The following is a 519-nucleotide window of genomic DNA, read 5'->3' as shown; positions in this document are numbered from 1 at the left end:
AAACTTCAAACTGTTCCATCGCTTCATTCTTCGAATTAGCTCTGTAAATGGCCTTTAAATCTTGCGTCACTTCTTCCTTATCTTTTTGACGAATAGTGTGTAATACGTTTCTAACTTTATGAACAACACAACGTTGGACATCAGCTTTTGGATAGACCTCTTTAACCACAGTTTCCAAGCCGGAGAGACCATCGAAAACAGTTAATAACACCTCTTCTAGTCCGCGGCTCTTGAGGTCCACTAATATCTCTTTCCACCCCAATGAACTTTCTTGTCCTCCTACATAGAAGCCAACTATTTCCTTATAACCTTCCTCTGTAATCCCAACAACAACGTAAACCACTTCACTAGCTACATCTTGCCGACGTAGCTTTATATAGGTCCCGTCAAGAAAGAGGATGGAATACCTTTTCTTTAACTCCCGTTGTTGCCAATCTTCTATCTCTTCCATCACTACTTCCGTGATATTACTAATGGTTGTGGCAGAATAGGAGCTACCTAGGATCCGTTCAATAAAAT

1 protein-coding gene is annotated in these 519 nt (G+C 40.5%); it reads right to left on the bottom strand.

Features of this window, described 5'->3' with window-relative positions; genetic code table 11:
* Window positions 1-519, bottom strand: a 519-nt coding sequence (locus tag ACFOGI_RS05045) for an IS256 family transposase (protein WP_390269391.1), incomplete at both ends; no start/stop codon positions are given.

The organism is Virgibacillus xinjiangensis (assembly GCF_042643145.1).
Classification (GTDB): Bacteria; Bacillota; Bacilli; order Bacillales; family Amphibacillaceae; genus Virgibacillus_O; species Virgibacillus_O xinjiangensis.
Note: the sequence above shows the minus strand (reverse complement) of the source record. Positions and strands in the feature narration are given on the sequence as shown.